22 protein-coding genes are annotated in these 23,657 nt (G+C 65.0%); 9 read left to right on the top strand and 13 right to left on the bottom strand.

The window, feature by feature from the left end:
• Positions 1-5: 5 nt before the first annotated feature.
• From AC0ZT5_RS08315 to AC0ZT5_RS08270, 10 genes are all read right to left on the bottom strand, one after another.
• The gene (locus AC0ZT5_RS08315; protein WP_488496029.1) at positions 6-731 is read right to left on the bottom strand and encodes a PulJ/GspJ family protein; all 726 of its coding nucleotides are present in this window, start codon (positions 729-731) and stop codon (positions 6-8) included.
• Entirely contained in the window at positions 728-1,087 is a 360-nt protein-coding gene (locus tag AC0ZT5_RS08310) for a PulJ/GspJ family protein (protein ID WP_488496028.1), read from the bottom strand. Before AC0ZT5_RS08310 ends, AC0ZT5_RS08315 begins: the two co-directional genes overlap by 4 nt.
• Positions 1,084-1,557, bottom strand: coding sequence for a GspH/FimT family pseudopilin (locus AC0ZT5_RS08305; RefSeq protein WP_488496027.1), 474 nt, complete (start codon positions 1,555-1,557; stop codon positions 1,084-1,086). Before AC0ZT5_RS08305 ends, AC0ZT5_RS08310 begins: the two co-directional genes overlap by 4 nt.
• Complete coding sequence (locus AC0ZT5_RS08300; protein WP_488496026.1) at positions 1,554-2,771, bottom strand: type II secretion system F family protein; 1,218 nt, start codon at positions 2,769-2,771, stop codon at positions 1,554-1,556. Before AC0ZT5_RS08300 ends, AC0ZT5_RS08305 begins: the two co-directional genes overlap by 4 nt.
• Entirely contained in the window at positions 2,771-4,438 is a 1,668-nt protein-coding gene (locus AC0ZT5_RS08295; protein ID WP_488496025.1) for a GspE/PulE family protein, read from the bottom strand. The genes AC0ZT5_RS08300 and AC0ZT5_RS08295 overlap by 1 nt, the downstream gene beginning before the upstream one ends.
• Positions 4,435-5,352 (bottom strand): hypothetical protein, encoded by a 918-nt coding sequence (locus AC0ZT5_RS08290; protein WP_488496024.1) that lies wholly within the window; start codon positions 5,350-5,352, stop codon positions 4,435-4,437. Before AC0ZT5_RS08290 ends, AC0ZT5_RS08295 begins: the two co-directional genes overlap by 4 nt.
• The gene (locus AC0ZT5_RS08285; protein ID WP_488496023.1) at positions 5,349-5,942 is read right to left on the bottom strand and encodes a hypothetical protein; all 594 of its coding nucleotides are present in this window, start codon (positions 5,940-5,942) and stop codon (positions 5,349-5,351) included. The genes AC0ZT5_RS08290 and AC0ZT5_RS08285 overlap by 4 nt, the downstream gene beginning before the upstream one ends.
• Complete coding sequence (gspM, locus tag AC0ZT5_RS08280; protein ID WP_488496022.1) at positions 5,939-6,538, bottom strand: type II secretion system protein GspM; 600 nt, start codon at positions 6,536-6,538, stop codon at positions 5,939-5,941. Before gspM ends, AC0ZT5_RS08285 begins: the two co-directional genes overlap by 4 nt.
• Positions 6,539-6,540: 2 nt before the next feature.
• Positions 6,541-7,590, bottom strand: coding sequence for a PilN domain-containing protein (locus AC0ZT5_RS08275; protein ID WP_488496021.1), 1,050 nt, complete (start codon positions 7,588-7,590; stop codon positions 6,541-6,543).
• A gap of 231 nt (positions 7,591-7,821) precedes the next feature.
• Entirely contained in the window at positions 7,822-8,985 is a 1,164-nt protein-coding gene (locus AC0ZT5_RS08270) for an alpha-D-ribose 1-methylphosphonate 5-triphosphate diphosphatase (RefSeq protein WP_488496020.1), read from the bottom strand.
• 325 nt (positions 8,986-9,310) lie between these two features.
• Between AC0ZT5_RS08270 and AC0ZT5_RS08265 the strand changes: the two genes are divergently transcribed.
• The 9 genes from AC0ZT5_RS08265 (at position 9,311) to AC0ZT5_RS08225 (ending at position 20,700) form a co-directional block, all read left to right on the top strand.
• Positions 9,311-9,913, top strand: coding sequence for an ANTAR domain-containing response regulator (locus tag AC0ZT5_RS08265; protein ID WP_477282790.1), 603 nt, complete (start codon positions 9,311-9,313; stop codon positions 9,911-9,913).
• 2 nt (positions 9,914-9,915) lie between these two features.
• Positions 9,916-11,154 carry a CmpA/NrtA family ABC transporter substrate-binding protein gene (locus AC0ZT5_RS08260; protein ID WP_488496110.1) on the top strand — a complete coding sequence of 413 codons (1,239 nt, stop codon included), beginning with the start codon at positions 9,916-9,918 and terminating at the stop codon, positions 11,152-11,154.
• A 346-nt stretch (positions 11,155-11,500) separates the two neighbouring features.
• Positions 11,501-12,829, top strand: a complete 1,329-nt coding sequence (locus AC0ZT5_RS08255) for a CmpA/NrtA family ABC transporter substrate-binding protein (RefSeq protein ID WP_488496019.1) — start codon at positions 11,501-11,503, stop codon at positions 12,827-12,829.
• An 86-nt stretch (positions 12,830-12,915) separates the two neighbouring features.
• Complete coding sequence (gene ntrB, locus AC0ZT5_RS08250; protein ID WP_488496018.1) at positions 12,916-13,806, top strand: nitrate ABC transporter permease; 891 nt, start codon at positions 12,916-12,918, stop codon at positions 13,804-13,806.
• 10 nt (positions 13,807-13,816) lie between these two features.
• The gene (locus AC0ZT5_RS08245) at positions 13,817-14,614 is read left to right on the top strand and encodes an ABC transporter ATP-binding protein (protein ID WP_184874447.1); all 798 of its coding nucleotides are present in this window, start codon (positions 13,817-13,819) and stop codon (positions 14,612-14,614) included.
• Between the two features lie 4 nt (positions 14,615-14,618).
• Positions 14,619-17,069: a nitrite reductase large subunit NirB gene (gene nirB, locus AC0ZT5_RS08240; RefSeq protein ID WP_488496017.1), complete on the top strand. Its 2,451-nt coding sequence runs from the start codon at positions 14,619-14,621 to the stop codon at positions 17,067-17,069.
• Between the two features lie 5 nt (positions 17,070-17,074).
• A complete protein-coding gene (nirD, locus tag AC0ZT5_RS08235; RefSeq protein WP_488496016.1) occupies positions 17,075-17,404 on the top strand; it encodes a nitrite reductase small subunit NirD in 330 nt (109 codons plus the stop codon).
• Between the two features lie 3 nt (positions 17,405-17,407).
• Positions 17,408-20,278: a nitrate reductase gene (locus AC0ZT5_RS08230; RefSeq protein WP_488496015.1), complete on the top strand. Its 2,871-nt coding sequence runs from the start codon at positions 17,408-17,410 to the stop codon at positions 20,276-20,278.
• A gap of 164 nt (positions 20,279-20,442) precedes the next feature.
• Positions 20,443-20,700, top strand: coding sequence for a BrnA antitoxin family protein (locus AC0ZT5_RS08225; protein WP_488496014.1), 258 nt, complete (start codon positions 20,443-20,445; stop codon positions 20,698-20,700).
• Between the two features lies 1 nt (position 20,701).
• On the opposite strand, the gene AC0ZT5_RS08220 is transcribed toward AC0ZT5_RS08225, so the two are convergent.
• Genes AC0ZT5_RS08220 through AC0ZT5_RS08210 form a run of 3 tightly spaced genes read right to left on the bottom strand, consistent with a single transcriptional unit; the run spans position 20,702 to position 23,656 of the window.
• A complete protein-coding gene (locus AC0ZT5_RS08220) occupies positions 20,702-21,061 on the bottom strand; it encodes a cupin domain-containing protein (protein WP_488496013.1) in 360 nt (119 codons plus the stop codon).
• Positions 21,062-21,121: 60 nt separating this feature from the next.
• Positions 21,122-22,507 (bottom strand): NAD(P)/FAD-dependent oxidoreductase, encoded by a 1,386-nt coding sequence (locus AC0ZT5_RS08215; protein WP_488496012.1) that lies wholly within the window; start codon positions 22,505-22,507, stop codon positions 21,122-21,124.
• A 30-nt stretch (positions 22,508-22,537) separates the two neighbouring features.
• Positions 22,538-23,656: an ABC transporter ATP-binding protein gene (locus tag AC0ZT5_RS08210; RefSeq protein ID WP_488496011.1), complete on the bottom strand. Its 1,119-nt coding sequence runs from the start codon at positions 23,654-23,656 to the stop codon at positions 22,538-22,540.
• Position 23,657 lies beyond the last annotated feature (1 nt).

Here is a 23,657-nt window from a genome sequence, read left to right as displayed (position 1 = left end):
GGGAGTCACTTCGTGCGCGGCATCACCTGGGCATTTGCCAGGTCGAGGCGTGCAAAACCTCTCGCAGAATAGGCCGCACCATCCCGCAGAACCGAGATGGTGAAGCGCACGGCGGCGGGCAGGCGCCGTGGTACGGTCCAGCTCGGCGACCACGACGAGGCCGCCGCCGCACCGTCGAGATATTCGAACTTCATGGCGCTCACGCCGCCGATCAACCGCACCGGTTCGCCCGGTGTAGACGTCCCGGGTTCGCTCCCGCGCCGTGTTTTCTGGACGATGGCCAGCGCGCCTCCGGCCTGGCCAAGCGAAACAGCAATTTCGCGCAGCGCGGAGGATTTGAAACCGATCGCCTGAACGGCGCTGAATTCGATCCGGGCACCGTTGCCGTTGAGATAAAGCACCATGTCCGGCGACGACTTGGACAAGGGCAACGGCTCGGCATGGCTGATCGCCGTTTCCAGAAACCGCGATGCGGCATCGACCTCCATCTGGAATTCGGTTGCCTTTTCGATGCGCATCATCGTTCGGGCCTGGCTGAGGAAGACCATCATCAGCGACGTAATCACGCCGATCAGGGCCAGCCCGACCAGCACGTCGATGAGCGCAAACCCCTCAACCGACGCCGTTGGTCCCGGCGGCGATTTGCGGCCAGGCCGACGGGTGCCTGGAAAACGTTCCCGCAGCCTGCCGGCTCGGACCTTGGAAAGAGCGCGGAAGAACCGGCCGCTCATGGGATAGCCGGGTCCCGCACAGGCACGAAGGTCAGGAACGGCCCGCCTGGAAACGCACCACCGCTGTTCTCGATGACAACAGCGGTTACCTTTGCCTTCGACACATCTATCGCGCGGGTCTTCAGGGTCCAGCCGGATTGCGCCGTGGTTCGGATTTGGGCTTCGTAGTCGGCCAGCATCACACGCACGGTCCTGGCCGCTTCGGCCTGGCGCTTGGCCACGGCGATGCTGCGGCTCGCCAGCACGATCGACTGGCTGGCAATGCCAAGTACAAGCGCCAGGATGGTCATGGCGACGATCATCTCGAGGATAGAGAATCCGTCTTCGGGGGAGGGCTGCGACGATGACCCGGTCATGGCAGCGCGCGCCAGGTCGGAAGCCCGGTCAGCCAGTTGACCGCGATGCGCGCGGTCCGGCCTTTTTGCTGCAGCGAGATGTCCATGCCGGAAGCGCTGCCATCGGGAAGGAAGGTGAGGACCGTTTGCCGGTCGGCGATGACGGTCTCCTGGCCGGTGACCACGGTCATTTTGACATCGTCCGGCAGGGCGACACTATCTCGTTCGCTAAAACGGATGATACGGGTGCCGAGATCGACAACGACCTGCTTCGGCCTGGCGGTGGCGATTGCCGATGTGCGTGACAGGCGCAGGCGCATGGTGATTTCGCCGGCCATCGACTCCAGGTTCTTGGTGCGGTAATTGCTGACGAGCCCCGGCGCCGCAATGACCGCGACGAGGGCCATGATCGCCAGCACGACCAGCATTTCGACCAAGGTAAATCCGGCCGTTGCGTCCGCCGATACTCCGGCTTCCGGCGCGGCTGTCATTGCAGCGCCAGATCGTTGATGCTGAGGATCGTGGTCATCACCGAAATGACCAGGCTGCCGACGAGAAAGCCGAGCGAAATCGTCAGCGCCGGCGTCAACAGCTTCAGCACGGTGTCGATCCGTCGTGCCAGCGTCAGCTGAAGCATTTTCGCGGCGCGGTCCAGAACCACCGGAAGCGCATTCGCCTCTTCGCCGAGCGAGACCAGCGACATCGTCGCGTTGTCGAAAATCCCGGCCTTGACGATCGCGCCATGCAGGCGGGCGCCATTGGCGACGGTTTCTTCGATCGAGGCAAAGCTTGCCGCCAGTGAACTCTGCCTGGAAACGTTGGCGGCCAGGCCAAGCGCCTCGGTCATCGCCACGCCATTGCCGAGCAGCAGAGCAAGCGTTTCCAAGTATCGCGCGACCACGGCATCCCTGACCAGCGGGCCGATCAACGGGATCTTCAACAGCCAGTGGGAAAACTGTTTCCTGGCACCGGTCGACCGGGACAGGAAAAGATAGGAAAGCAGGCCCAGCACCGTCGCCAACGGGAAGACGAAGGGATAGTCCCTGAACACCGTGCCGAGCGCTGAAAGCACGGTCATGGTGAACGGCTTGGGGGCGGATGAGCCTTCGAAGATCGGTTCCAGCGCCGGCACCAGAACCGTTGCCAGAATGACCAGCGCGCCGCTCATGACCATGAGCAGGAAAGCCGGATACGCAAGCGCCTCGACGATTGCCGCGCGGCGCTTGGCCGTTGCCTCGAACGTATCGGCCAGCCGCTGGCATATGTAGGCCATCTTGCCGCTGCGCTCGCCGCTGGCGAGCAAGGCGGCAACGTCGGAGGTGATGCCCGGCAGCCCGGCAAATGCTTCGGCGATCGGCCGGCCGCCTGTCGTCAGATCGAACACCGATTGCAGCTGTTGCCGCCGCTGGCGGTTGGCCTCGCCCGAGATAACCGCGTTCAGGGCACGGTCGACCGTGAAGCCGGCGTTCAGAAGCACTGAAAGCTCGGAGAACAGCCGGCTGAGATCGACCCTGCGGGTAAACGTCAGCGCGCTGCGCCCCGGCAGGCGAAGCTGCTGCCTTTCGCCGTTCACCGGAGCCAGATGGTACGAACGGCGGCCCTGCTGCGCCAGTTTGCGGGCGGCATCCTGCTTGGTCGACGCATCGAGAACGCCGGTCTCGGTGCTGCCGTCGACGAGATAGGCGCGATAGGCAAAGGCCGGCATCAACCACCTCCTGCGAGATCGATGACGCGCCGGACTTCGTCCATCGTGGTGACCTGCGACCGGGCAAGTGCGGTTGCGTGGACCGACATCGGCACGAGATCGTCTTCGGCCGCAATTTTCCCGATCTCCATTTCGCCGGCACCCTGGTCGATAAGTTCGGCGATGCGCGGCGACACCTGCAGCATTTCGTAGGTCACCGTGCGCCCGCTGTAGCCGGAGCCATTGCAGGTGCGGCAGGCCGGACCGGTTTGGTCGGCGCCGTGGCAGGTCGGGCAGATACGCCGCAACAGCCTCTGTGCGATGACGCCTCTGATCGTCGCGCCGAGCAGATAGCCGTCGATGCCCATATCGCGAAGGCGCGTGAGTGCGCCCGCGGCACTATTGGTGTGGAGTGTCGAGAACACCAGGTGGCCGGTCAGGGCCGCCTGGACAGCGACTTGCGCCGTCTCGCGATCGCGAATTTCGCCGAGCAGGATGATATCGGGGTCCTGCCGCAGGATCGAACGCAGGGCGGCGGCAAAGTCCAGATCGATCGCCGGATTGACCTGCAACTGGGTGATGCCGGCCATCCGGTATTCGACCGGGTCCTCGACGGTGAAAATCTTGACATCCGGGCGCGAACGCTCGGCGAGGATGGAATAGAGCGTCGTCGTCTTGCCGCTGCCGGTCGGCCCGGTGATCAGCACGATGCCGTTGGCGGCTTGCGACATGGAGCGGATCTTCGTTTGCGCGGCGCCGTCGAAACCCAGTTTTTCCAACTTCAGTTCGACGCCTGCGCGGTCGAGAATTCGAAGCACGATGGCTTCGCCATGAATGGACGGAATGACCGAGACGCGCAGGTCGACGTCGCGGCCGCGCACGGCGATGCGCATGCGTCCGTCCTGCGGCAGGCGCCGTTCGGCAATGTTGAGCCGCGACAGGATCTTGATGCGGGTGGAGATGCCGGACAGCATCGCTATCGATGCGGTGTCGACGGTGGACAGCATGCCGTCATGCCTGAAGCGGATGCGGACGTGATCCTCGAGCGGCTCGATGTGGATGTCGGTGGCTCTCGCGTCGACCGCCTTGTGGATGGTCTCGGCGACGAAGCGAACGATCGGCGCCTCGCGGGCAAAATCCTTCAACCGTTCGAGGTCGTCGGGGCCGAAATCCAGGGTTTCGCCACCGTTGCCGCCATTTGCAACGGCCGCCATGGCCGATTGCTCGATGCGGTCAATACATTCGGCAATCATGCGCCTTGGCAATATGCGCAGCGCCAGCGTCCGCTCATAGTGAAAGGCGAGGGCGTCGATGGTTGCCGACGAGAACGGATCGGCCACGGCGACGACCAGCCGCTCGGCATCCATCTGCAGCGGCAGGATCGCGTTTTCACGCAGATAGGCCAGCGGCACGCCTGCCAGCATTTCGGGGCTGACCTGTTCGGGAATCTCGACCGGCGTCGGTGCGTTCAGGTAGCGGCTGAGGCTGTTGGCAAGATCCTGCTCGCCGATCAGGCCGAGTTCGGTCATCACCGTATCGAACGGGTGTCCAGATGTTCGCGATGCCCCCAATGCGCGCTGGGCAGCGTGCGCGGTCAGCACCTTCTCGCCCTCGAGAAAGGCGAGGAACGCCTCGATCCCCTGGGTCTGGCCCTGGGTCTGGCCAAGCGTCTGCGAAGAAGCGTTCATGAGCTCCACCCGCGCAGGATGCGCGCTGCCTCGGCGCCGAAAAGCACCTCGCAGCCGGCTGTGCCGATGGCTGGCGGCAGTGCAGTGGCCGCGCTGAGCGGGCTTTGGGCAACGCGCAGAAATGCCGTCGGGCTGAGCGGAGACCTCTCGATGATGAACCCGGCTTCGGCCGTGATCCCGGATCCGTCCCGTCTCACGACCACGTCGACCGTGTAGGCCGATGCGTCGGCGGGCGCTTCGGTGACCGATGCGCTGCTGCCGCCGGCAAGAGCGGCACGAAGACGGTTCGGCGCGCGATCGGTGCTGATCGTGCCGCGTTTCGAGTTGACCGTGAAAACAGCATGGAGGGTCTGCAAGGGCATCGACGCAAGCGCTGGAAACTCCTGCAGTTCGGACACCGATTCGAACGGCGCCTGCTTGTCTTGGGGCGGCCCGACAGGGTTTCTGGACTGGGGCTGGCCAGCGAACAGCGTGGCATTGTCACGAAACCGGATCGTGGCCTTGGCCAAGGCTTGGGCTCTCTCCCGCTGGAAGCCGAGCGATGCGAAACCAAGCGCCAGCAATTGGTCGTCCGCGGCATTGAGATCGATCAGCCCGTCATGATCCTGGACGCGGACATCGAAGCTGAAGTCTCCCTCCCGGCACGCTGCGGGTGTGGAATCCAGCGGGAATGTTTTCGCCCCCGAGCCGCCGGTCAATTCGCTCGCAACCACGTTGCCCAGGCCTTCGGCAAGCAGCGACAGGCGTTCCTGCTCGAGCTCGTTGTTGGCGATCATCAGCCGCGTTTTTGCGGTGACTGCGAAAGGGACGACGATGGCCGAGACGATCAGCATGAACACCAGCACGGCGACCAGCGAAAAGCCGCTGCTCGCGCTTTCGCCCCCTGCGTTCGGGCTTTCGTGGCGGTCGCTCATAGTTGCGGTTCGTTCGGGGCTGGCAGCGGGACATCCGGGGCCGCTGGCGGGGCATTTGGGGGTGGCGCCGGAGCGTTCTTCCATGGCGGATAGAGCGGGACCCGCGCCACCTTGCCGTTGCGCTCCAGCACGGCCTGATCCTTGTCGATAGCCGACACCGTCCAGCCGTCGACGCTCTCGCCGCTGCCGTACCAGATCGCGGTTTCGCTGCCGGCGACGCGCAGCAATGCCTTCGCCGCCCCGCCGTGAATGCTGATGCCCAAAAGCGAGGGCGCAGCGGCGGGCGGGGCCTCGGGCGGTGCCGGCGTCTGTTCGACGGCGGCCGCGACGACCGCAACCGGCGGCGGCCCGGCCGGCGGGGCGACGAATTTCCGGCGCATCGGCGTGAACAGCGGCCGCTCGAACGTCTCGCTGAAATTGCTGGCCTCGGGAAACTGCAGCGCGCCCGCCGCCGAGGCCAGGCCGCCGTCATGCCCCTTGCCGGAGGCGACCGGCGAGATGTCGACCGGCGTGTCGTAGAGGACGACATTGACCAGGACGAGGCCCGCGATCATGGCCGCAATCGCCAGCCCGGCGAATTTCCGGGTCATGGCTTGACCCCGGCGGGCGCCGGCGCCACCGGCGTTTGCAGCGGGCCGTAAAACAGGATTTCGGCAAAGATCTCCGGGTCGCCGGTGCGCCCGGCGATCGGCCCGACGTCGGTCGTGCGCAAAGTGGCCTCGCGAATGAACAGCACCGGAAGCGACGTTTCGATGGCGAGAACGGCGTTGTGAATGCCCTCCAGCGGTCCCGAAAGGTTGGCCCGCAGCCCGATGAAATCGACGCCCGCTTCGCTGAGCACCGGCGCATTGCCGGCCGACAGCACGTTGACCCCGTTGGCGGTGGCAATCGCGTTCAACCGGGTCTGCAGCCCGCCGCGAATGATCGCCTCGCTCTCGCCGGTGAGAAACTCGGGATTTGCCGCGGCCACGGGGCTGGCTGCGCTGTCGAGGCGCTTTGCCAGCGCCGCCACGCTCTGCAACTGGCCGAGAAGCTCGCGCTTTTCCTCGATCCCGGCTTGCGCCGAGGCGACGCTGTCGAGCCCCGCGAACACCGCCCAGACCAGGACACAGGCCGTCACAGCAGCGAGGGCGAGCGCAATCAGGCGGCGGACCAGCGGGCTGGTGTTGAGGATCGCGGAGAGCATGGTCAGAGCGCTCCGATCTTGGCCGAAATGGTGAAGTGTTCGCCGTCCTGGCCGGGAACCCTGACCACCGGCGAGGCGAATTCGGGCGCCGAAAACAGCGGCGAATCGTCGATCGGCTTGATCAGCTCGGCGGCGGAAGCGGAAAACCCGGTGATGGTCAGGTCGTCGCCCTTGGCCGATAGATCGGTCAGCCAGGCCGAGTCAGGAAGCAGATGTGTTAGTTCGGCCCAGACGCGCACCAGCGACGCGGTCGTCTTCTTTTCCGTGCGGATCTTTTCGATTTGCTCGATGCCGGTCTGGCGCTTCTGCAGCGCGGTGCGTGCCGCCTTGGCCAGCACCTGTGCATCGGCGATCTGCGCATCCAGTTCTGCGCCGGCCTGCCAGGTGCGCCAATGCGCATGAGCGAATGTGAACAGCGCTGCCGCGGCCAGCATCGAACAGGCCGTCACCCAGACGGTCCTGGCGCGACGGTCGCGCGCGGTCGGCGGCCAGATGGCGGCGAGGCTGAGCGGATCGGCCCGCAGCGTGCCCTCCGGCTGCAACATCGACAGGCACCGGATCGACCCGCCGGCCCGGCGGACCGTGCCAAGGACCGCAGCAAGCGTCTTCGCCTTGACGACATGGTAGAAGCAGTCCTGCTCGACCTGTCTGGCGAAGACGACATGCACCTGTGCCGGATCGATCGGCGTCGAGGCCAGAAGGTCGAGTTCGGCCATGTCGCGTGCCTGCCGAAGCGGCAGCCGCCGCGCCGCCAGTTGCCGGGTCAGGAACAGCCCGGGCCGGATCCGGATGTCGAAGGTCGGCCGCTTGCGCCGGAGCCCGCCCTGGAGCAGTGCCAGAATCTCGTCCGAGGACGCCGTGAGCGCCAACGGGATCGACTGGAACTCCGGCGCATTGGCCTCGCGGGCGCGGATGCCGTCATCCGCCAGGCTGATGATCCAGTCGCTGGTAGAAGATTGCTTTTGCCCGGGCGCGACCCGCGACCAGACCTCTCGCAGCTCATCGAGCCACCAGTCGAAAAAATCCAGAACCTGCGCGTTGAGTGTCGCCACGACCAGCCGCCCGCCACCCCGGCTGATTCTCAGCCAGGATTTTCAGGCTGAGACTACTACAAATGCCGGTGTGATGCGGATATTCGCGAAGGCGCGGAAGGGTGGTTGGCCACAGATTTTGTTGGATAGCGGTGCCTAGGCGCAACGCTGTGGCAGGCAGAGACGACAATGCGGGTAGGCGATTAGTCTGCACACAACGGCAGCAAGGCGAAAACAGCAAAAAGTGCACTGTCACCAGCGCGGCATCAGCGTGCCGTCGCTGTAGATCATGTGGCCGGTGCGGAAGGTGGCCCGGACGCGTGCGACCGGCTGGCGATCGGCCACGACGAGATCGGCCAGAAGTCCCGTCTCGATGGCGCCACGGTCGTCAAGCCCCAATGCCTTGGCCGGGTTGGTGCTGGTCAGCGCCACGGCCGCCACAAGGTCACCGTCATCCAGCGCCGCCAGGCTGAGCACAGCGGGCAGGATCGAGGCTGGGTGGTAGTCGCTGGCCAGCATGTCGAGCAGTCCGGCCTCATAGGCCTGCCGGGCGGAAAGATTGCCGGAATAGGAATTGCCGCGCAGTGCATTGGGCGCGCCCATGACGGTGTGCATTCCGAGCCTGCGGGCTTCTTGTGCCGCCTCCAGGGTCACCGGGAATTCGCTGAGCGCGGCGCCCAGGCCATGGACGAATTCCACCTTCTCCAGCGTGTCGTCGTCATGCGAGGCGAGCACGATGCCGCGGGCACGGGCAAATGCCGACAGGTCCTGCAGCGTGCTGAGGACGTCGCCATGTCCGTTTCGACCGGCGATGCGCTGGCCGACGATCTCGGATGCCTCGGCAACGGACATGCCGCGCTCCTTGGCGATGCGGGCGATGTAGAGTTCGACGTCGCGGTACTGCCCCTGTCCGGGCGTGTGGTCCATCAGCGAGATCAGGTGCAGCTTGCCGGCGTCCATCAGCCTTTGCAGCACGCCGATGGCCGCGGCGAAAGTCACCTCGAAGCGGGCATGGATGCGATGATCGACCAACAGGTGGTCCCTCAGTCCGGCAATGGTCTCGATGATATCAGACGTATGCTCTTCCGAGCGCAGCACGCCGCTGGTGACGCTGGCGCCGATGAAGGAGAGCGCAGCATAGGCCGTGGTCACGCCGCAGGAGGCCAGCTTCTTGTCGAGCTCGGCAATGCCGATCGTCATTGGTACGTGCACGCCGAGGCGTGGCTCCACTTCCCTCTCCACCATGTCGCCATGCATGTCGATGAAACCGGGCAGCAGCAGGCGGCCTCCACCCACGATGTCGGCGTTCTCGACAGGCCCGTCGCGGACCTCTTCGATGCGGCCGTTTTCGATCCGGATGGCGCCATTGGGGATAACGCGGTCGCGCAGGACAATTTCGAATTCACTCAGCCACATCTCGTCTCTCTTTGGCTCTATCTCTGGGTTTGAGCATGATCTTCCCCGAAACGGATTCGTTTTGCGGGATCAAGCTCCAGGTCGGCGCGTTGCTGGGCACAGGGGTGCTGCGGATCCTGGAAGACCTGGTCGGCCCCTGTTCCACCACAGGCCCCTGCGCAGGCATAACCCGGTCGGCTATCGTTCTGATGACACCGAGATCATAGGAGGCCAGGACCATGCTGGTGCGGCGGTGCAGCCATTTCAGCGTGCCATGCGCAGCGAATGTCGCGATCGCCGGTTATCCCGCATTGCACAATTCCCTCGCTTGGTCACAATGCGGGGCATGGTCCGAACCGCACTCGCCGTCCTGGTGATCGACGAAAACCGCATCCGCGCCGCGATAATCGAGGCGGGGTTGCGCGAGGCCGGCCATGAGCGGGTCACCGTCATCCATGACGTGACCGGCATTGCACGACGGATCGCCGAGATCGAGCCCGACGTCATCGTCATCGACCTCGAAAACCCGAACCGCGACATGCTGGAAAACATGTTCCAGCTGTCGCGCGCGGTGAAGCGGCCGATCGCCATGTTCGTCGACCGCTCCGATCAGGCCTCGATCGAGGCGGCGGTCGATGCCGGCGTTTCGGCCTATGTCGTCGACGGTCTGCGGCAGGAGCGCGTCAAGCCGATCCTCGACATGGCGGTCAGCCGCTTCAACGCCTTTTCGCGCATGGCGCGCGAACTGGAAGAAGCGCGCAGCGAACTCGAGAGCCGCAAGGTTATCGATCGCGCCAAGGGCATCCTGATGAAGTCGCGCGGCCTGAGCGAGGAGGCCGCCTATACGCTGCTGCGCAAGACGGCGATGAACCAGAACCGCAAGATCAGCGACATCGCCCAGAGCCTGGTGACCGCCGCCGGGCTGCTGGGACCGGCGGAGGACGAATGAGCATGGGCGCCGAGCATCAGATCACTGCCGGCTTCATGCCGCTGTTCGACAGCGCCGTGCTGGTCGCGGCCGGCGAGCTTGGCTTTGCCGCGCGCGAAGGCATCGACCTCACGCTGCACCGCGAGACGTCCTGGGCCAACATCCGCGACCGCATCGCCATCGGCCACTTCCATCTCGCGCATATGCTTGGGCCGATGCCGCTCGCCTGCAATCTCGGGCTGACGCCGCTCGCTTCAGAGACCATCGTGCCGTTCTCGCTCGGTCTCGGCGGCAATTGCGTCACCATTTCCAATGCCGTCTGGGCCGGCATGGCAGCGCATGGTGCTGCGCCCGATCTCGACCCGGCGCGCGCCGGTGCCGCACTTGGCGCGCTCATCCGCGAGCGCGCCGCTGCGGCGCGCGACCCGCTGCGCTTCGCCGTCGTGCATCCGCATTCCGGGCACAATTACGAACTGCGCTATTGGCTCGCCGCCTGCGGCATCGATCCGACGCGCGAGATCGAGATCGTCATCGTGCCGCCACCTTTCATGGCCGACGCGCTGGCCACTGGGCGGATCGACGGCTACTGCGTCGGCGAACCCTGGAACAGCGCCGCGGTTGCCGCCGGCACCGGCCACATCGTCACCGTCAAGGCGCAGATATGGCGCAACAGCCCGGAGAAGGTGATCGGCGTGCGCAAGGTCTGGGCCGAGCAGTCCCCCGACGCGTTGGCGGCGCTGCTGCGCGCGTTGCATCACTCGGCGCACTGGTGCCAGGATCCGGCCAACCATGGCGAATTGGCCGCGGTTATGGCGCAGCCCGGCTTCCTCGGCCTGCCGCCGTCGGTCCAGATGCCGGTCCTGACCGGCCATCTCCAATTGGGTGGCGGCGCGGCGCTGGATATCGACGACTTCTTCCTGCCCTTCGACAAGGCGGCGAATTTTCCGTGGAAGAGCCATGCGCTGTGGTTCTACACGCAGATGGTGCGCTGGGGGCATGTCGAACATACGCCCGACAATCTCACTATCGCCCGCGACTGCTACCGTCCCGACCTCTACCGTTCGGCGCTGAAACCGCTTGGCGTTGCACTGCCCGGCGCCAATTCGAAGGTCGAGGGGGCGCTGCGCGTGGCCACCGCGGTCGGCGCGACAGGGGCCGGCCTGGTGCTCGGCCCCGATGGCTTCTTCGACGGCCAGATCTTCGATCCCGACGAGATCGAAGGCTACATTGCCGCCCAGAAATCGACCCGTAGGGAAGCCTGATCATTTTCGCGCCATTCTTGTGCGTTGCACAAAATTTGTGCGTGCGATTGCTCTAATGAACAATCTTTGGCCTGCTTGCCGTATCGCCTGGCGCGTCGGGGGCGGGCGCGTTTCACTGATTTCATTGATGTTTTTCCTTTCACTCCAAACTGGCATGGTTCATGCTTTGAAATAGCCAGGCCCTTCGCGGGTCACGGAACAGGCGTCCAATGGCGGGCGCCCACAGGCAAAGCTGCCGCTCAGGTCAAGACGCGATCCGGATTTCCGGACGCGAAGACCTGGCCGGCGGCTTTTTTGTTTTAGGCCAACAATCGACGGCGCGGACCGCGTTCAACCGGAGATGACGATGAAGAAGACAGTGAAGACATGGATCGGGACGGGAACATCTCCCAGGGATGTGACGCGGCGCGATTTTCTGGTCAGCAGTGCGATGACGGCGGGGCTGTTCATGGCCGCCCGCAAGCTCTTCCCCTCCGGCGCCTATGCGGCCACGACCGCCCCGGAAGTCACCGGCGCCAAGCTCGGCTTCATCGCGCTGACCGATGCGGCACCGCTGATGATCGCCAAGGAGAAGGGGCTGTTCGAAAAGTTCGGCATGCCCGATGTCGAGGTGCTCAAGCAGGCGTCCTGGGGCGCGACGCGCGACAATCTGATGCTCGGCGGCGCGGCCAACGGCATCGACGGCGCCCATATTCTGACGCCGCTGCCCTACCTGATGCACACCGGCAAGGTGACGCAGAACAACCAGCCGATGCCGATGGCGATCGTGGCGCGGCTCAACTACGACTGCCAGGGCATTTCGGTCGCCCAGGAATACGCCGGCACCGGTGTCGGCCTCGACGCCTCGAAGCTGAAGGAGGCCTTCGCCGCCAAGAAGGCCGCCGGCAAGGACATCAAGGCCGCCATGACCTTCCCGGGCGGCACCCATGATTTGTGGCTGCGCTACTGGCTAGCCGCCGGCGGCATCGATCCCGACAAGGACGTCTCGACCATCGTCGTGCCGCCGCCGCAGATGGTGGCCAACATGAAGGTTGGCAACATGGACGTGTTCTGCGTCGGCGAGCCGTGGAACGAGCAGCTCGTCCACCAGGGCGTCGGCTTCACCGCCGCCACGACGGGCGAATTGTGGAAGGGACATCCGGAAAAGGCGCTCGGCCTGCGCGCCGAATTCATCGACAAATACCCGAACGCCACCAAGGCGATCCTAATGGCCGTCATGGAAGCCCAGCAATGGTGCGAGGCCAAGGAGAACAAGGACGAGATGGCCGCCATCATCGGCAAGCGGCAATGGATGAACGTGCCTGTCGCCGACATCATCGGCCGCCTCAAGGGTGACATCAACTACGGCAATGGCCGCGTCGCCACCGGCACCGATCTCTACATGAAGTTCTGGAAGGGCGGCGTGTCCTATCCGTTCAAAAGCCATGACTCGTGGTTCCTCGCCGAGAACATCCGCTGGGGCAAGTTCGCGCCGACAACCGACATCAAGGCGCTGGTCGATCAGGTCAACCGCGAGGACCTGTGGCGCGAGGCGGCCAAGGACCTTGGCGTGGCGGCAGCCGACATTCCGGCGTCTTCGTCGCGCGGCGTCGAGACCTTCTTCGACGGCAAGATCTTCGACCCGGCCAACCCGTCCGCCTATCTCGACAGCCTGAAGATCAAGGCCTCCGCTTGAGCCAGCGCAAACGGCGCATTGCGCCCTTTGTCGCAACGGCGCCTTGCGCCGTTGCGGAGATTCCGACCAAGGAGTTTTTCCCAGACATGTCGATCCAGACAATCGAGGACACAACGGTGAAAGCGTTCCCCGCCAGGCCAGCGGAGGTCATCGCTTTCACCGCCAAGGCGCGGCGCCGTTTCGATCCGATGGTGATCGCCGGCAAACTGGCCAGTGCGCTGGTGCCGCCGGCCATCGTCATCGCCCTCATGCTGGTCGTCTGGCAGATCGCCTGCTCGTCGCCGACCGCCAGCCTGCCGCCGCCGAGCCAGGTGTGGAACGAAGCTTACGACCTGATCGCGCATCCGTTCTTCAACAATGGCCCGCAGGATATCGGGCTTGCCTGGCGGGTGCTGATCTCGCTGCAGCGGGTCGCCATCGGCTTTGGCCTGGCGGCGATCGTCGGCGTTGCACTCGGCGCGCTGGTCGGTCAGTCGATCTGGGCGATGCGCGGCCTTGATCCGGTGTTCCAGATCCTGCGCACCGTGCCGCCGCTGGCCTGGCTGCCGCTGTCGCTGGCCGCGTTCCGCGATTCCAGCCCGTCGGCGCTGTTCGTCATCTTCATCACCTCGATCTGGCCGATCATCATCAACACCGCCGTCGGCGTGCGCAACATCCCCGAGGACTACCGCAACGTCGCGCGCATCCTGCGGCTCAACCAGGTCGAGTTTTTCGTGAAGATCATGGTGCCGGCCGCCGCGCCCTACATCTTCACCGGCCTGAGGATCGGCATCGGCCTGTCCTGGCTCGCCATCGTCGCCGCCGAAATGCTGACCGGCGGCGTCGGGATCGGCTTCTTCATCTGGGATGCGTGGAACTCGTCGCGGCTGCCCGACATCATCGTTGCGCTCGCCTATATCGGCGTCACCGGCTTCTGCCTCGACCGCCTGGTCGCGGTGGTCGGCGCCTTCGTCACCCGCGGCACAACGTCAAAGTGAGGGAAGCGCCATGACGGCCTATCTGAAGCTCGACCATATCGACAAATCCTTTGCCCGCGGCAATCAGGTCAGCGAGGTGTTGAAGGACATCCGCCTGACCATCGACAAAGGCGAATTCGTCTCGATCATCGGCCATTCCGGCTGCGGCAAGTCGACCTTGCTCAATTTGATCGCCGGGCTGACCACAGTGTCCGCAGGCGCCGTGCTGCTCGAGGACAAGGAGGTCGACAGCCCCGGACCCGAACGCGCCGTGGTGTTCCAGAACCACAGCCTGCTGCCGTGGCTGACCGTCTACGAAAATATCAATCTCGCGGTGTCGAAAGTCTTCGGCCGCAGCAAGAGCAAGGCCGAGCGGCATGACTGGATCATGCGCAATCTCGACCTCGTGCAGATGGCGCATGCCAGGGACAAGCGCCCGGCGGAAATCTCGGGCGGCATGAAGCAGCGCGTCGGCATCGCCCGGGCGCTGGCCATGGAACCGAAGATCCTGCTCCTCGACGAACCCTTCGGCGCGCTCGATGCGCTGACGCGCGCCCATCTGCAGGACGCAGTGATGGACATCCATTCGCGGCTCGGCTCGACGACGATCATGATCACCCACGATGTCGACGAGGCGGTGCTGCTCTCCGACCGCATCGTCATGATGACCAACGGCCCGGCGGCGACCATCGGCGAGGTGCTTGCGGTGCCGCTGGCGCGCCCACGCCGGCGCATCGAGCTCGCCTCCGACCGGACCTTCCTGCGCTGCCGCGAGGCGGTGCTGAAGTTCCTCTACGAACGCCACCGCTTCGTCGAAGCCGCGGAGTAGCATCATGAGCGAGAAACTCGTCATCATCGGCAACGGCATGGCCCCCGGACGCATGCTGGAGCACCTGCTGGAACAGGCGCCGGGCCGCTACACTGTCACCATCTTCAACGCCGAGCCGCGGGTCAATTACGACCGCATCATGCTGTCGCCGGTGCTGTCGGGCGAGAAGGCCTACGAGGAAATCATCATCCACGGCGACGGCTGGTACATCGCCAACAACATCACCCTCTACAAGGGCCACAAGATCATCGCCATCGACCGGGCGGCGAAGACCGTCACCTCCGATCACGGCGTCACCGAACCCTATGACAAGCTCGTTATCGCCACCGGCTCGGTGCCGTTCATCATCCCGGTGCCCGGACATGATCTGCCGGGCGTGCTGACCTATCGCGACCTCGACGACGTGCAGGCGATGATGCTCGCCGCGCAGTCGCGGGCTAAGGCGGTAGTCATCGGCGGCGGCCTGCTCGGGCTGGAGGCAGCGGCCGGGCTGAACGCGCAAGGCATGGACGTCACCGTGCTTCATGTCATGCCGACATTGATGGAGCGCCAGCTCGATCCGGCCGCCGGCTATCTCCTGCAGCGCGCCGTCGAGCAACGCGGCATCAAGGTCATCACCAAGGCCAACACAAAGGCGATCACGGGCGATGGCAAGGTCGGACAGGTGGAACTCGCCGACGGCACCGTCATTCCGGCGACGCTGGTGGTCATGGCGGTCGGCATCAGGCCGAATTCGGCGCTTGCCAAGGAAGCCGGCATTGCCGTCAATCGCGGCATCGTCGTCGACGCCGGCATGCGCAGCAACGATCCCGACATCTACGCGCTTGGCGAATGCGCCGAGGTCAACGGCCAGGTCTACGGGCTGGTCGCGCCGCTCTACGAGATGGCACGCGTCGCCGCCCAACAACTGGCCGGCAACGAGGCGGCGGCCTTCGTCCACATGGACACGCCGACCAAGCTCAAGGTCACCGGCATCGACCTGTTCTCGCTGGGCGACTTCGCCGAGGGCGAAGACCGCCAGGAGATCGTGCTGCGCGACGCGGCCGCCGGGGTCTACAAGCGCCTGGTGCTGAAGGACGATCGCATCATCGGCACGGTGCTCTACGGCGAGACGGCGGACGGCGCCTGGTTCAACGACCTCAAGAAGAAGCAGACCGACATTTCGCCAATGCGCGAAACGCTCATATTCGGCCAGTCCTACCAGGGGGGTGCCCCGCTGGACCCTATGGCGGCCGTTGCAGCCTTGCCGGATGATGCGGAAATCTGCGGCTGCAACGGCGTTTGTAAGGGCAAGATCACGGGCGCGATCACGACCAAGGGCCTGACCTCGCTCGACGATGTGCGTGCTCACACCAAGGCGTCGGCCTCTTGCGGGTCCTGCACCGGGCTGGTCGAAAAGCTGATGGTGCTGACCATCGGCGACAAATACAACCCGGCCGCGGTACAGCCGATGTGCGGCTGCACGACACTTGGCCATGACGAAGTGCGCCGGCTGATCATGGCCAAGCGCCTGAAGACCATTCCGGCCGTCATGCAGGAGCTGGAATGGACGACCTCCTGCGGCTGCGCCAAATGCCGGCCGGCGCTGAACTACTATCTCGTCTGCGACTGGCCGGACGACTACGCCGACGACTACCAGTCGCGCTTCATCAACGAGCGCGTCCACGCCAACATCCAGAAGGACGGCACCTATTCGGTGGTGCCGCGCATGTGGGGCGGCGTCACCAATGCCGCCGAACTGCGCGCCATCGCCGATGTCGTCGACAAGTTCGAGATCCCGATGGTCAAGGTCACCGGCGGGCAGCGCATCGACATGCTCGGCATCCGCAAGGAAGACCTGCCGGCGGTGTGGGCGGATCTCGGCCAGGCCGGCTTTGTCTCCGGCCACGCCTATGCCAAGGGCCTGCGTACCGTGAAGACCTGCGTCGGCTCGGACTGGTGCCGCTTCGGCACGCAGGATTCGACGGGCTTGGGCATCCGCATCGAGAAATTCATGTGGGGGTCGTGGACCCCGGCCAAGGTCAAGATGGCGGTGTCGGGTTGCCCGAGGAACTGCGCCGAGGCGACCTGCAAGGATGTCGGCGTCATCTGCGTCGACAGTGGCTACGAGATCCATTTCGCCGGTGCGGCCGGCCTCGACATCAAGGGCACCGAAGTGCTCGGCCTGGTCAGGACCGAGGACGAGGCGCTGGAGCATATCGTGGCGCTGACGCAGATGTACCGCGAACAGGGCCGCTATCTCGAGCGCATCTACAAATGGGCCAAGCGCATCGGAATCCCCGAAATCAAGCGCCAGATCATGGACGATGCGAGCAAGCGCAAAGCCTATTTCGACCGCTTCGTCTTCAGCCAGAAATTCGCCCAGGTCGACCCGTGGTCGGAACGCGTGTCCGGCAAGGACAAGCACGAATTCCGGCCGATGGCTTCGGTCGGGTTTGCGCAGGCGGCGGAGTGATCAAGATGAACTGGATCGCAATTGGCACGCTCTCAGACATCCCCCGCCGTGGCGCGCGTTGCGTCGACACGCCGGAAGGCAAGATCGCTGTCTTCCGCACGGCGGACGATCAGGTCTACGCCATTGACGACCATTGCCCGCACAAGGGCGGGCCGCTGAGCCAAGGCATCGTGCACGGCACGGCGGTGACCTGTCCCTTGCACAATTGGGTGATCTCGCTGGAGACGGGTAGGGCGCTCGGCGCCGACGAGGGCGCGGTGCGCACTATCCCGGTGCGGGTCGAAGGCGAGCGTCTGTTCATTGCGCTGGAAGCGCTGGCCAGCCGCGCGGCCTGACACATGGAGATTGACGTAGCGCGCGAGGTGAGGACCACCTGCCCCTATTGCGGGGTGGGCTGCGGCGTGCTGGCGAAGGTCGCCGCGGGCGGGCAAGTGTCCGTCCGCGGCGACCCCGACAATCCGGCGAATTTCGGCCGGCTCTGCTCAAAGGGCTCGGCACTTGCCGAGACCATCGACCTCGATGGCAGGCTGCTTCATCCGGAAATCTACGGCCGCCGCGCCGGCTGGAACGAGGCGCTCGACCTCGTCGCCTCGACCTTCTCGCAAACCATCGCCGAGCACGGTCGCGATGCCGTCGCCTTCTATGTCTCTGGCCAGTTGCTGACCGAGGATTATTACGTCGCCAACAAGCTGATGAAGGGTTTTGTCGGCTCGGCCAACATCGACACCAATTCGCGCCTGTGCATGGCCTCCTCGGTCGCCGGCCACCGCCGCGCCTTTGGCTCCGACACCGTGCCGGGGAATTATGAGGATCTGGAGCTTGCCGACCTCATCGTGCTCGTCGGCTCCAATCTGGCCTGGTGCCATCCCGTGCTCTACCAGCGCATCGCCGCGGCCCGGGAAAAGCGGCCGGAGATGAAGATCGTGCTGGTCGATCCGCGCCGCACCATGACCGGAGACATCGCCGACATGCATCTGGCGATCGCGCCCGATGGCGATGTCGCCCTGTTCACCGGGCTGCTCGCCTATCTTGGCCAGCACAACGCGCTGGACCGCGCCTACATCACCGATCACACGACCGGCTTCGGGCAAGCGCTTTTCGCCGCATCGGCGCTCGATCTTGCCGGCGTTGCCGCCGCCACGGGGCTGAGCGAAGACGAGCTTGGCCGTTTCTACAGCCTGTTCGCCGCGACCGCGAAAACCGTGACGGTCTACAGCCAGGGGGTGAACCAGTCGTCGTGGGGAACCGACAAGGTCAACGCCATCATCAACTGCCATCTCGCCACCGGCCGCATCGGTAGACCTGGCGCTGGGCCGTTTTCGGTGACCGGCCAGCCCAACGCCATGGGCGGCCGCGAGGTCGGCGGCATGGCCAACATGCTGGCCGCCCATATGGAGATCGAGAATCCCGAACATCGTGACCGCGTGCAGCGCTTCTGGACTGCGCCGGCCATTGCCGAAAGGCCCGGCTTGAAGGCTGTCGAGATGTTTCAGGCGGTGGCCGACGGGCGCATCAAGGCGCTGTGGATCATGGCCACCAATCCTGTCGATTCGATGCCGGATGCCGATGCCGTCGAAGCGGCGATCAAGGCTTGCCCGTTCGTCGTGGTTTCGGATGTGCTGGCCAGGACCGACACCGTCCGCCACGCCCATGTCCGGTTGCCCGCAGCCGCCTGGGGTGAGAAGGGCGGCACCGTCACCAATTCGGAACGCCGCATCTCACGCCAACGCGCGTTCCTGGACCTGCCCGGCGAGGCGAGGCCCGACTGGCAGATCGTCGCCGAAGTCGGCAAGCGGATGGGTTTTGGCAAGGCATTTTCCTATGCGTCGCCATCGGAGGTGTTTGCCGAACATGCGGCGCTTTCGGGGTTCGAGAACAACGGCGCGCGGGATTTCGATATTGGCGGTTATGCCGGGATTGATGCGGACGGGTATGAGGAATTGGCCCCGTTCCAGTGGCCAGCGCCGAGCCCAGCCACTCCTCTCTGGCCTGCCGGCCATCTCCCCCGAAAGGGGGGAGATCGGATGTCGCACCGGCTTTCGTCAATCGCCAACTTTGGAGAAAGAGCAGGGACGCCGAAACTGCCAATCTCCCCCCTTGCGGGGGAGATGGCCGGCAGGCCAGAGGGGGGTGCTCAAGCTGGACATCAGCCAGAGGAGCGCGCCCAGGCCGCAAGTGGCTCTTCCAGCACCCGCTTCTTCGCCGACGGCAATTTCTACACACCAGACCGGAAGGCGCGCTTCATCGCCATCCGTCCCGACGTCGAGACCCGCACCAGCCCGGACTATCCGCTGATTCTCAACACCGGCCGCATTCGCGATCACTGGCACACCATGACGCGGACCGGCAAAAGCCCGCGTCTGTCCCAGCACATTGCCGAGCCCTTCGTCGAAATCCATCCGGCAGATGCGCAGCGCTTCGGTATCGGCGACGCCGACATCGCGCGCGTTTCCAGCCCGCGCGGAGACGTGCTGGTACGCGCGCTGGTGACGGCACGCCAGCGCCAGGGCAGCCTGTTTGCACCGATGCACTGGACGGATCAATTCGCCGCAAAAGGCCGGCTCGACGCGCTGACCGCGCCGCTCACTGATCCGATCTCCAGCCAGCCGGCACTGAAACATGTCGCCGCCCGGATCGAGAAATTCGCGGCAAAAGCCTTCGGCTTCGCGGTGATGCGGCAGAGGCCGGCGCCGGATACCGCGACCTACTGGGCCGCGGCCAAATGCAAGGGCGGCTGGCGGGTCGAACTCGCCTTTGCCGATGACGGCATCGACTGGGTCGGCTTCGCGGGGTCCTTGTTCGGCACGCCGCCTGGCGCCGAAATCCTCGCCTATCATGACCGCGATGCCGGCCAGCATCGCATTGCGGCTTTCGACGGCGATCACTTGTCGGGCGCCTTGTTCGTGGCGCCCGGTCCGGTCGCGGTGTCGCGCGGCTGGGCGGCGGATCAATTGAACGCCGATCATGTCGATCGGCGCGCCAGGTTGGCGATCGTGGCCGGGCGGCCGGGCGGGGTTGACGTCGATCGCGGGGCCATCGTCTGCTCCTGCTTCGGCGTCGGCGCCAACCAGATCGCGCAAGCGGTGCGAGGCGGCTGCGCCAGCGTCGAGGCGATCGGGGCGGCGTTGCATGCCGGCACGAATTGCGGCTCTTGCCGTGCCGAGATCAGGATCATCGTCGACGCACAAATTCTTCAAGCCGCCGAGTGACCGGCGCCAGCGTGTGCCGCGAAAGTCGCTGGCCGGTTGGGGGTAAGGATCGAAGACAGGGTCCTGGCCAAATGGGCCTGCGCATTGGCGCCAGTTGGGCTAAGGTGGCGCAAACGTGTAGCCTCATCGGCGAGCATGAGTCGTCTTCCAGTCAGGGTCACCCAATGGCAAATCCCCCGCGCCGGCCGACAGATCCGATGACGGCGGCCGAAGCCGCCTTCAAGCCAGTCAAGAAGCCGGTTGCTCCGCCTCGCGAGCCCTCGGCCGCTCCAGGTGTCAGGGAGCTTGTTTCGATCAGGATCGATCGATCAGTGCTGGACCATTTTCAGGCCGATGGCCCCGGCTGGCAGGACAGGATCAACGACGCATTGCGGCAGGCGATCGAGGGCAAGCCGGTCGCCAGCGGTTCGGACGACGACTAGCTCACGCCGCCTCGAAGTGCAGGATGTAGAGCTTGCGCGTCGGTTCGTGGATCGTCCATTCGCCCTTCCAGCCTTTCGGCAGCACCAGCATTTCGCCGGCATGAACCTCCTTGCTGCGGCCATCGGGACCATGCAGCGAGACCCGGCCCGACACGATGTGGCAGGTTTCGGAATTGCTGTCGCGCGAGGCGGTGAACCGGCCGGGCGTGCATGCCCAGACACCGACTTCGAGCGTCCCGTCCGGCGAGGTCCACAGCGTCTTCGACGCTTCGAGTTGATTACCGTTGATCGAGGTCGGCTTGGGCTCGGGCTCGCCGAGATCGATCGCAGCGAGATGGGCGAAGGTCTGGAAGTCGGTCATGGCGGTCTCCGGGCAGGCACTGAAAGTGGCTTTTCGATCAGACGTGTGGCGCGATAGGGCTCAATGCCCGGTGATGCGGTCGGCGATGGCTGCCAGTTTCGACGTGTGCTGGAGGCCCGCTTCCTCACGCTCGTCGGCGACGCGGTAGAGCTGATACATCGAGTGGACGCCGAGCCAGCGCATCGGCTCGGGCTCCCATTTGCTGACCTGGCGGTTGACCCAGGGCAGGCGGGTCAGTTCGGTGTCGCGGCGCAGGATGAGGTCGCGCAGCGTCCGGCCCGAAAGGTTGGAGCTCGACACGCCGAGGCCGACATAGCCGCCGGCCCAGCCGATGCCGGTCTCAAGGTCGAGGCCGGCGGTCGTGCACCAGTCGCGCGGCACACCAAGCACGCCGCACCAGGCGTGGTCGATGCGAAGTTTGCTGGTCTGCGGCAGAAGGCGGGTGAGGATCGCGTGCAGGCTTTCTATGGTCGCCTGCTGTGTTTGTCCGCGCACATCCGTCTGCGACCCATAGCGGTAGGGCACGCCGCGCCCGCCCATGGTGATGCGGCCTTCGCGGGTGCGCTGGGCATAGCAATAGGCGTGTGCTGCGTCGCCCAGGAGCTCGTGGCCGTCCCAGCCGATCTCGTCCCACAGCGATTGCGGCAGCGGCTCGGTGATGATCTGCGCACTGTTGAGCGGCAGCCAGAGGCGCTCATTGCCTGATAAGCCGGCCGTGAACCCCTCCGTGGCGCGGATGATGATGGGCGCGCGCACCGTGCCGCGATCGGTGGTGACCTTGCCCTTCTCAATACTCGTCACGGTCGTCTGTTCGTAGATCGGCACGCCAAGGCGCTCGACGGCTTCGGACAGGCCGCGCACCAGCTTGGCCGGCTGGACGCGCGCGGTGCCGTGGTGGACATAACCGCCAAGCACATTCCTGATGTTGATGCGGGCCTTGGCCTCTGCCTGGCCGATCAGGCTGACGCGCTCCCGCGGGACGCTCCAGCCGATTGCATCCGCATAGGCGGCCTTGATCCGCTCCAGCTGCGGCGGGTTGGTGGCAACCGTCAGATTGTCGACGCGGCGAATGTCGGCATCGATGCCTTCGGCCTCGGTCACCGCGATCACTTCGTCGACCGTGCCGTGCATGGCGGTTTCCATGTCGATGACGGCGCCACGGGTCGATGTCTGCAGATATTTCTCGCGTGACCAACTGAAGCCGCCGGACAGCCAGCCGCCATTGCGGCCGGACGCGCCGAAGCCGGCGAATTCCCTTTCGACGATGGCGATGCGGATCGAAGGATCGGCCTTCTTCAGATAGTAGGCCGTCCACAGGCCGGTATAGCCCGCGCCGACAATGCAGACATCGGCTTCGAGGTCGCCCGGAAGCGGCGCGCGATAGGCTGGCAGGCCGCCAATGTCGGCATACCAGAACGAGACGTTGCCGTTGACTTTGGCGTCCATGTTTAAAAATCCTGCGAGGGAAATGAGCGATCAGGTCATCGTCATGTCGGCGCGGTCGTCGTCGGCAAGAAGTTTTGCATCGACGACCGACCAGCGCAGATCGACCGTGTCGCCAATCGAGAAAGGCGTGGCCTCCAGCGTCGCGCGCACGATGGCGACCGAGCCATCGCCGAGCGTCACCTGGTATTTCGAACCCGAGCCCAGATAGATTGCTTCGCTGACCTGGCCGGTGAGGCTGTTCTGTCCGGCGGCTGGAGGCGTGTTCGTGCTGGCAAGCGAAAGCTTTTCCGGCCGCAGCAGCACCACCGGCTTCTGGCCGCTGGCGAGCTTGCCGCCGGCAACGACCTTCTGGCCGGCGATGGTCAGGCTGGTCTCGCCGCCCGACGTCTGGGCATCACCACGCAAACTGGTCGATTCGCCGATGAACTTCGCCACGAACAATGTCGCCGGTTCGTCGTAGAGTTGACGCCCGGTTCCCACCTGTTCGATGCGTCCCTGGTTGAACACGGCGATGCGGTCGGACAGAACCAGCGCCTCTTCCTGATCATGCGTCACATAGACGAAGGTGGTGCCAAGCTCGCGGTGGAAACGCTTGATTTCCAGCTGCAGCCATTCGCGCAATTTTTTGTCGAGCGCGCCGAGCGGCTCATCCATCAAAAGCAGCGGCGGATCGAAGACGATGGCGCGCGCCAGCGCCACGCGCTGCTGCTGGCCGCCGGAAAGCTCGGCTGGGTAACGATGCGCGAAGTCGGCCATCTTGACCATGTCCAGCGCGCGCGCGACGTGACGATCGCGCGCCTGCTTGTCCAAGCCGCGCAGGGCAAGCGGATAGGCGACGTTCTTGCCGACGGTCATGTGCGGAAACAGTGCGTAGTGCTGGAAGACGACGCCGATGTTGCGCTTGTGCGCCGGCAGCGCGACGATGCTTTTGCCGCCGACGGCGAGGTCGCCTGAGGTCAGGTCGGTAAAACCGGCCACGACGTTGAGCGTGGTGGTCTTGCCCGAGCCGCTGGGGCCGAGCAGCGTCATGAATTCGCCCGGCTCGATGTGAAGGCTGACGTCGTCGAGCGCGGTGAAATTGCCGTAACGCTTGGTTGCGGCCTTGATGTCGATGGCCGCGCCACGTTCTTTGCTGTCGGACGCAGCCATC

The sequence above is a fragment of the Mesorhizobium sp. CNPSo 4670 genome (assembly GCF_057784235.1).
The sequence above is the reverse complement of the archived record's forward strand: the minus strand, read 5'-3'. Positions and strand labels throughout refer to the sequence as shown.

Bases quoted from the DNA above. Each gene is read 5' to 3' on its own strand.
- AC0ZT5_RS08260 (WP_488496110.1), top strand. From the start codon at position 9,916: ATGGGCGCCGAGCATCAGATCACTGCCGGCTTCATGCCGCTGTTCGAC.
- nirD (WP_488496016.1), top strand. From the start codon at position 17,075: ATGAACTGGATCGCAATTGGCACGCTCTCAGACATCCCCCGCCGTGGC.
- AC0ZT5_RS08300 (WP_488496026.1), bottom strand. From the start codon at position 2,771: ATGCCGGCCTTTGCCTATCGCGCCTATCTCGTCGACGGCAGCACCGAG.
- AC0ZT5_RS08290 (WP_488496024.1), bottom strand. From the start codon at position 5,352: ATGAGCGACCGCCACGAAAGCCCGAACGCAGGGGGCGAAAGCGCGAGC.
- AC0ZT5_RS08295 (WP_488496025.1), bottom strand. From the start codon at position 4,438: ATGAACGCTTCTTCGCAGACGCTTGGCCAGACCCAGGGCCAGACCCAG.
- AC0ZT5_RS08285 (WP_488496023.1), bottom strand. From the start codon at position 5,942: ATGACCCGGAAATTCGCCGGGCTGGCGATTGCGGCCATGATCGCGGGC.
- AC0ZT5_RS08230 (WP_488496015.1), top strand. From the start codon at position 17,408: ATGGAGATTGACGTAGCGCGCGAGGTGAGGACCACCTGCCCCTATTGC.
- AC0ZT5_RS08255 (WP_488496019.1), top strand. From the start codon at position 11,501: ATGAAGAAGACAGTGAAGACATGGATCGGGACGGGAACATCTCCCAGG.
- gspM (WP_488496022.1), bottom strand. From the start codon at position 6,538: ATGCTCTCCGCGATCCTCAACACCAGCCCGCTGGTCCGCCGCCTGATT.
- AC0ZT5_RS08265 (WP_477282790.1), top strand. From the start codon at position 9,311: ATGGTCCGAACCGCACTCGCCGTCCTGGTGATCGACGAAAACCGCATC.
- AC0ZT5_RS08245 (WP_184874447.1), top strand. From the start codon at position 13,817: ATGACGGCCTATCTGAAGCTCGACCATATCGACAAATCCTTTGCCCGC.
- AC0ZT5_RS08225 (WP_488496014.1), top strand. From the start codon at position 20,443: ATGGCAAATCCCCCGCGCCGGCCGACAGATCCGATGACGGCGGCCGAA.
- AC0ZT5_RS08210 (WP_488496011.1), bottom strand. From the start codon at position 23,656: ATGGCTGCGTCCGACAGCAAAGAACGTGGCGCGGCCATCGACATCAAG.
- AC0ZT5_RS08310 (WP_488496028.1), bottom strand. From the start codon at position 1,087: ATGACCGGGTCATCGTCGCAGCCCTCCCCCGAAGACGGATTCTCTATC.
- nirB (WP_488496017.1), top strand. From the start codon at position 14,619: ATGAGCGAGAAACTCGTCATCATCGGCAACGGCATGGCCCCCGGACGC.
- ntrB (WP_488496018.1), top strand. From the start codon at position 12,916: ATGTCGATCCAGACAATCGAGGACACAACGGTGAAAGCGTTCCCCGCC.
- AC0ZT5_RS08315 (WP_488496029.1), bottom strand. From the start codon at position 731: ATGAGCGGCCGGTTCTTCCGCGCTCTTTCCAAGGTCCGAGCCGGCAGG.
- AC0ZT5_RS08270 (WP_488496020.1), bottom strand. From the start codon at position 8,985: ATGTGGCTGAGTGAATTCGAAATTGTCCTGCGCGACCGCGTTATCCCC.
- AC0ZT5_RS08215 (WP_488496012.1), bottom strand. From the start codon at position 22,507: ATGGACGCCAAAGTCAACGGCAACGTCTCGTTCTGGTATGCCGACATT.
- AC0ZT5_RS08220 (WP_488496013.1), bottom strand. From the start codon at position 21,061: ATGACCGACTTCCAGACCTTCGCCCATCTCGCTGCGATCGATCTCGGC.
- AC0ZT5_RS08305 (WP_488496027.1), bottom strand. From the start codon at position 1,557: ATGACAGCCGCGCCGGAAGCCGGAGTATCGGCGGACGCAACGGCCGGA.